The sequence below is a fragment of the Skermanella sp. genome (assembly GCF_059503625.1).
In genome coordinates this window covers 1-6,331 of the sequence record NZ_JCACHA010000988.1, presented here as the reverse complement: position 1 = coordinate 6,331, position 6,331 = coordinate 1, and the positions used below count along the sequence as shown (strand labels likewise).

Here is a 6,331-nt window from a genome sequence, read left to right as displayed (position 1 = left end):
CCGGCGGGAGCACCCTGCCGGCCGATACCCTTTCAGCCGTCACTTGCCGTTGCGCTGCTGGGCGATCGGCTGGGTGAACTGAAGTTCGACGTCCCAGGGGAAGTAGATCCAGGTGTCCTGGCTGACTTCCGTGATGAAGGTATCGACCAGCGGACGCCCGGCGGGCTTGGCGTAGATCGTCGCGAAGTGGGCCTTGGGGATCATCTTCCGCAGGACGGTCGCGGTCTTGCCGGTATCGACGAGATCGTCGATGATCAGCCAGCCCTCGCCGTCGCCGTCGAAGCCCTTGAGGACGCGGGCCTCACGCTGGTTCTGATGGTCGTAGCTGGAGATGCAGACCGTGTCGATCAGCCGGATATCCAACTCGCGCGCGATGATCGCGGCGGGGACGAGGCCGCCCCGGGTGACCGCGACGATGCCCTGCCACGGACCTTTTTCGGCCATGCGCCAGGCCAGCGCCTTGGCATGACGATGCAACTCTTCCCACGATACTGGGAAATGCTTGGCGTTGTCTTTTTCCGGCACGGCCCTTCTCCACACACGACTGCACACCACAATGGATCGGCGGCTTATAACTTACCAGATGTCGCGCGGCAATCGGGTGCTCGTTTCTCCGCATGCGGCGTTGAAGGATTGCGCGGAAAGCCTTCTCATTCTAAGCGTTTCGATTCCAAGCGTTTCCATTCCAAGCATTATGGTCACCTGACGGGGGCTGACGACAGGGTTCGGCCCCGCAACCGGAGCAAATGACATGCTGAATACGCCCTCATCCCGCCGTGGCATGGTCGTGGCTCCCCATCACCTCGCGGCGCAGGCCGGCCTGACGGTCCTGCGCGAAGGCGGCAACGCGGTCGAGGCCATGGTCGCGGCGGCGGCGGCCATCGCGGTCGTCTATCCCCACATGAACGGGATTGGCGGCGACGGCTTCTGGCTGATCGCCGAGCCGGGCCGGGCGCCCATCGGGATCGACGCCTGTGGAGCGGCCGCCGCGGCCGCCACGTCCGACCTGTACAGGACCCAGGGACATGCGGCCATCCCTAGCCGGGGTCCCCTGGCGGCCAATACGGTGGCGGGGACGGTTTCCGGCTGGGGAGCGGCGCTCGCCTCGGCGCAGGGCTGGAGCGGCCGGAAGCTGCCGCTGCCGCGCCTGCTGGAAGACGCGGTCCACTACGCCCGCGACGGCGCATCCGCGACCGGCAGCCAGTCGCGCTTCACGGCGGAGAAGCGGAGCGAACTGGAAGACGTCCCGGGCTTCGCCCGGATCTTCCTGCCGGACGGCAAGGCGCCCGCCCCCGGCAGCCTGTTCCGCCAGACCGATCTGGCATCGACGCTGGAACGGATCGGGACGGCCGGCACGGAGGACTTCTACCGGGGCGAACTGGCACGGGCGCTGGCGGAGGGCTTGCAGCGGGCGGGCAGCCCCGTGGCGCTCGGCGACCTCGAAGCGCACCACGCCAGACGGGTCGAACCGCTGAGCGTCCGGCTGCGGAACGCCGAGCTTTACAACATGACGCCACCGACCCAGGGGCTGGCCTCGCTGATGATCCTGGGACTGTTCGACCGGCTTGCCGACCGGCTGGGCATCACGGAGGCCGACGGCTTCGCCCATATCCATGGGCTGGTCGAAGCGACCAAGCGCGCCTTCCTGGTACGCGACCGCCATGTCACCGACCCGGCCCGGATGACCGTAGACCCGCGCGGGTTCCTGACCGGCGCGGCCCTGGCCGACCTCGCGGCGAAGATCGATCCTGCCCGAGCCCTGCCCTGGCCGCAGTCCGGTCCGCCAGCGGACACGATCTGGATGGGGGCGATCGACGGCGCCGGCCGCGCGGTCAGCTTCATCCAGAGCGTCTATTGGGAGTTCGGCTCCGGCGTGGTCGCGGGCGATACCGGCGTCCTGTGGCAGAACCGGGGCAGCAGCTTCTCGCTGGACGAATCCGCGGTCAACGCGCTGGCGCCCGGCATGCGCCCCTTCCACACGCTGAACCCGGCGCTGGCCCGGTTCGACGACGGGCGCGTCATGCCCTATGGCACGATGGGCGGCGAAGGCCAGCCGCAGACCCAGGCCGCCGTCTTCAGCCGCTACGGCCTGCTGGGCCAGGAGCTCCAGACGGCGGTGACGGCGCCGCGCTGGCTGCTGGGCCGCACCTGGGGCGCCGGCACCACCAACCTGAAGATCGAAAGCCGGATAGGCGACGACGTGATCGAGGCCCTGCGCGCCGCCGGCCACGACGTCGAGGTGGTCACTCCCTTCAACGACATGATGGGCCATGCCGGCGCCCTGGTGCTGCACCCGGACGGCACGATCCAGGGAGCCTCCGACTGCCGTTCCGACGGCACGGTCGCCGCCTTCTGAGGCTGCTGGAAACGCTTTGCAAAAAAACTTTCAGAATGGGGTTGCGCAGGTCAAACTCATTGGCTAGTTTCCGGCCCACGACGAACCGCACGGTTCAACGCCTCGCAAGAAGCGGTCGAGAAGATGGCAAGCGCCCGTAGCTCAACTGGATAGAGCATCTGACTACGGATCAGAAGGCTAGGAGTTCGAATCTCTTCGGGCGCGCCACTTTCTTATAAAAAAGCTGATCTTCGGCACTTGGCGCGGAGCCAGCAGGCAAATGTTACGATGCCTGCTACGATGGTCCGTCATGCCGTACCCCAAGAACCTGCATCTCCGCTCCAACGGCACTTTCTATGCGCGCCTGTTCGTTCCTAGCGATCTGGTTTCTCGCTTTGGTCGGCGTGAGCTGACACGCAGCCTTCGAACATCACGGCTTAATGAAGCTGAACGCGCATTAACCATACTGAAAGCTGCCAGCCTCAGATTGTTCGCCATGACGAGAGCGAACCTTTCCCTGAGCACGACCCAGATTGACACCATGGCTCGGAGCTACTTCGAGTCGTCGCTGGCGGAAGTCGAAGACATGCGGCTATCCCGGCGCATTCAGGGCCACTTTGATGATGATCGCCCGTATGATCACCGGCACGCCGAACTCGATACGTTGGCCGAGATTGCCGACATTGCCCGCGACAATCGGGACCGCAACATCCTGACGAATACCGAAGATAGCATCTCTGTTATCGAACAGACCGAAGGTGTGACGATCCCGCGCGATACGCGCGAGTACCGGCAGCTTGCTCATAAGGTGCTGCGCGCTGATTGTGAAGTGGCGCGGATCATTCACGAGCGCGCCTGCGGTAACTTCGATGCCGCACCGGAAGATCCGTTGTTCAGCAAAGCCCTATCGGTAGCGGAACAGGAATCGACGCCATTAACGTTGGCAGTCGCTCCCCATGCGGAACCGACCGCTGGGGTGACGCTGATTGAGGTGTATGGAAGTTGGCTTTCAGAGCGGAAACCAACACACCGGACCAAGCTTGAGTGGGACACGGCGGTTAATCGCTTCGTGGAGCTTCATGGCGACCTGCTGGTCAGTGGGATCGGAACGGGCCATATCCGGGAGTTCAAGGACATCATTCGCCAACTGCCCCGACATCGTTCTGGCGAATGGAGCAACATGCCCCTGCGCGAGCTGGTGGCGAAAACCTGCAACGATCCCTCTGTTTCCCGCGTCGCCAACGAAACCGTGAAGAAGCAGCTCGGTGCTTTGAAGGCGCTGCTCGGCTTTGCCGTTGACAACGGCTTCTGCGCAACCAACGCCGCTGGCGCGGTTAAGTTTCGGGCTGGGAAGTCGGTCGAGCCGCCGCGCTTACCCTATGGTCCTGATGACCTCAAGCACATCTTCGAGCAGTCACCGCTTTACCGTGGCTGCCATTCACCGGCACGACGCAGCCAATCCGGTACCACCGTGATCCGCGATGCGTTGTTCTGGCTGCCGCTACTCGGCCTTTTCACGGGCGCAAGACTGGAAGAGATTGGGCAATCGCTCGTGGAAGATATCCGCGAGGAGAACGGTGTGTGGCTGCTTGACATCAACGCGCAAGGCGGCGACAAGTCGCTCAAGACCAAGGGATCACGCCGTAAGGTGCCGCTCCATCCGGAATTGATCCGTTGTGGATTTCTGATCTATGTGGACGGTCTCCGTGCTCAGAAAGCGCGCAGCCTGTTTCCTGACCTGAAACCTGATTGCGCTGGTCGGATCACCGGATACCTGTCTAAGCAGTGGGCGCGGTACTGCAAGGGGATCGGCATGGCCGACAGCCGCAAGACCTTCCACTCATTCCGTCATGGCTTCAAGGATGCCTGCCGCGCCGCGGGGATTGAAGAAGCCGTTTTCGATGCGCTGATGGGGCACAGCGGTGGGTCTGTTAGTCGGCGTTATGGCCAAGGATACCCGCTTGTGCGGCTCGCTGAGGCGATGGCACGGGTTCAGTATGACGATCTGCACCTCTCCCACTTATACGCAGCGCATTGTTGAAAAACCACATTTCAGCGGTTTGTAAAGTCTGAATCGCTTGGGAGCGTGATGTCGCCCGATGATGCGACGGCATGGGCGTAGGCGTTCCAGATTTTTTCCACAACGCTATAAACAAGTTGAAAGCCCGTCGGGACCGAACATCGGAAATACTTCAGAAAAATAATTGCAAAAAAATATCATTGATATCGATTCTGATTGCCTATGTGGATCAACAACCAGATAGGTTATCAATCTGCTAACGATTTACAATCTATTTTGGAATGGTCAGCACTTGAACGTACTGGGCAGATAATTCAAGATTAGTCGGATTGAACGGATCCTAATTCCGCCAATTCATACAATCAAGATTTCTTGATTCAGGTTTCAAGATGCCAATCACGCTTTTTAGCATTGGGAATAAACTATGGATAGTCTTGAAAAAGGCATAGGCTACGCACTTACGCGAGAGCAACTCATTGCCGATAATCCACACATACTTGAGGCCCAGGAAACTTGGGCCGACAGAAGCGCTGGTCCTGATGCCGATCATCCTTACCTCAGCACAAAAGACAAAGATGGCTATGGTAAGCGACGGATTAGGTACCAGGGACGGTACATAACCGTGCCGACATCACGGATCGTGATTGCTCTATCCGAGGGATATATTGCCGCAGATCGGGAAGCGGCTCACTTGTGCCAGGACCAGACATGCGTCAATCCTCGGCATCTGGAAGCGATGCTGCCCGAAGATCATCGTCGGTACGATGCGGAACCAAAGCGGCATAAGCGCCGGACGAAGTACGGCAACGGCAAAGCTGTCTTTTCAGTCTTCACTATCACGCAGGATGATGTAGCCCGGATAGACTGGCTGGCGGAAGCCAGCGAAGCACGGCTGTTTGCCGGACACCTCGTCAGGGAAATGCGACTATCTTGGTATGATGCTCACCGAGTTGCCGCACGCCATACGGATTTACCAGAAACTCCCGAATTCATCGAATGTATCGAAGCCTTTTACCGAAACATTCTTGTTGAACCGGACCTTTCCACCGCATCCTCTGGATATGCCAATTAACTCCTGTAAAGGCAGGACCGGAACAAGCGCAGCAGCCGCAAGGCTGCTAGCGCAGGTAGTTTACAAAACTACCTTATTACCTTAAGACCTTATCCTTCAGTCCATGAATGGTTTAACTGACCCTTCGGCATTGCGCCGGATGGCTCATCTCATACACCTACCCCATTCCTATCAAAATACCTTACGGCCTTACGGCCTTAGGCTCTTGCCCGGAATAACAATCATGACTAACCAGATCAACGTCTACGGGAATGCTCCCGCAGGTGAACATAACGCGGTGTTCGTCGGATGCACTCATGAGCACTTTAAAGGTGCAAAGCTACCTAACCGATGCATATCCGGCTTCCTGCTGATTAATCCGGACGGTACCGAACCGCTTCGCGATCCCGATGGTAACGAGTATTATGCGGCGCATACATCGAACATTCCCAAGGGCAATAACCCGAAGAGCAGCCTCTATAAGCTTAGACAGGCCATGTTGCAGCCCTACGAGTACGATCCAATCGATGCAGCAATGGGGGTCCCGCCGTGGGAACACTTCACCGCTTGTAATCCGGATGGAACGCGGCGCATCGTCGGTATCCGTGTTGAAGAACGTCGCTGTGAGAACGGTAAGCTGGTCAGCATCGTCACCCACCTCCAACGTCCTCGGGATGGCGTTTGGCAGGACTTGAGAGGGAAGTTCGAAGGTCCACCGGATGCGGCGTTACGACAGCCAAAGCATCCACAATCTGGAAAGAAAGTTGAAAGGGCCTCTGACAGATACCGTTGGATACTACCGGATGGAACACGCGGAAATTTGACCATGCAGGAATTCAACGGGTTGAAAGGTATCGAAGAAATCATGTACATGGAGTGGAAAAGCGAGACAAAGTTCGATAAACCATGGTTCAACAGCGATAAG

5 protein-coding genes and 1 tRNA gene are annotated in these 6,331 nt (G+C 59.3%); 5 read left to right on the top strand and 1 reads right to left on the bottom strand.

What is annotated here, in order from left to right; genetic code table 11:
* Window positions 1-39 precede the first annotated feature (39 nt).
* Window positions 40-525 (bottom strand): xanthine phosphoribosyltransferase, encoded by a 486-nt coding sequence (gene gpt / locus AC5JJ6_RS36190; RefSeq protein WP_044431573.1) that lies wholly within the window; start codon window positions 523-525, stop codon window positions 40-42.
* Window positions 526-751: 226 nt separating this feature from the next.
* Here gpt and AC5JJ6_RS36185 point away from each other — a divergent pair, with 226 nt between their 5' ends.
* From AC5JJ6_RS36185 to AC5JJ6_RS36165, 5 genes are all read left to right on the top strand, one after another.
* The gene (locus AC5JJ6_RS36185; RefSeq protein ID WP_496046676.1) at window positions 752-2,356 is read left to right on the top strand and encodes a gamma-glutamyltransferase family protein; all 1,605 of its coding nucleotides are present in this window, start codon (window positions 752-754) and stop codon (window positions 2,354-2,356) included.
* Window positions 2,357-2,486: 130 nt separating this feature from the next.
* Window positions 2,487-2,563 (top strand) — tRNA-Arg (locus AC5JJ6_RS36180).
* 82 nt (window positions 2,564-2,645) lie between these two features.
* Window positions 2,646-4,376 (top strand): DUF6538 domain-containing protein, encoded by a 1,731-nt coding sequence (locus AC5JJ6_RS36175; RefSeq protein WP_496046675.1) that lies wholly within the window; start codon window positions 2,646-2,648, stop codon window positions 4,374-4,376.
* A 403-nt stretch (window positions 4,377-4,779) separates the two neighbouring features.
* Window positions 4,780-5,427, top strand: a complete 648-nt coding sequence (locus AC5JJ6_RS36170) for a hypothetical protein (protein ID WP_496046674.1) — start codon at window positions 4,780-4,782, stop codon at window positions 5,425-5,427.
* Window positions 5,428-5,650: 223 nt separating this feature from the next.
* A partial coding sequence (locus AC5JJ6_RS36165; protein WP_496046673.1) for a hypothetical protein occupies window positions 5,651-6,331 on the top strand: 681 nt, incomplete at its 3' end.

Bases quoted from the DNA above. Each gene is read 5' to 3' on its own strand.
- AC5JJ6_RS36185 (WP_496046676.1), top strand. From the start codon at position 752: ATGCTGAATACGCCCTCATCCCGCCGTGGCATGGTCGTGGCTCCCCAT.
- AC5JJ6_RS36175 (WP_496046675.1), top strand. From the start codon at position 2,646: ATGCCGTACCCCAAGAACCTGCATCTCCGCTCCAACGGCACTTTCTAT.
- AC5JJ6_RS36170 (WP_496046674.1), top strand. From the start codon at position 4,780: ATGGATAGTCTTGAAAAAGGCATAGGCTACGCACTTACGCGAGAGCAA.